Source organism: Klebsiella sp. HN106 (assembly GCF_051209435.1).
Taxonomy (GTDB): Bacteria; Pseudomonadota; Gammaproteobacteria; order Enterobacterales; family Enterobacteriaceae; genus Klebsiella; species Klebsiella oxytoca.
This window is the reverse complement of the sequence record NZ_JBLURD010000109.1, coordinates 1-422: the sequence shown is the minus strand read 5'-3', so window position 1 is coordinate 422 and position 422 is coordinate 1. Positions and strand designations below refer to the sequence as shown.

The 422-nt window shown below is 65.2% G+C and carries 1 pseudogene; it reads left to right on the top strand.

Going from position 1 to position 422, the window contains the following annotated elements:
* Positions 1–377, top strand: a pseudogene (mhpE, locus tag ACSIPU_RS30555) (4-hydroxy-2-oxovalerate aldolase); the annotation flags it as partial.
* Positions 378–422 lie beyond the last annotated feature (45 nt).

Sequence of the window (422 nt, the reverse complement as noted above, 5' to 3'; positions counted from 1 at the left end):
AAGAGGGGTGCGATCGCATTGACGCCAGCCTGGCCGGGATGGGGGCGGGGGCGGGCAATGCGCCGCTGGAGGTGTTTATTGCCGCCGCCGACAAGCTCGGCTGGCAGCATGGCACCGATCTCTACGCCCTGATGAACGCGGCCGATGAGCTGGTGCGGCCGCTGCAGGATCGCCCGGTGCGTGTCGACCGCGAAACGCTGGCGCTGGGCTACGCCGGAGTCTACTCCAGCTTCCTGCGCCACAGCGAAGCGGCGGCCAAGCGCTATGGCCTCAGCGCGGTGGATATTCTCGTCGAGCTGGGCAAGCGGCGGATGGTCGGCGGCCAGGAGGATATGATCGTCGACGTCGCGCTGGATCTGCTTAACCGCAATAAATAACTAAGAACGTGCGGCTGACAAAGCATCAGCCGCCAGTCACCTGCT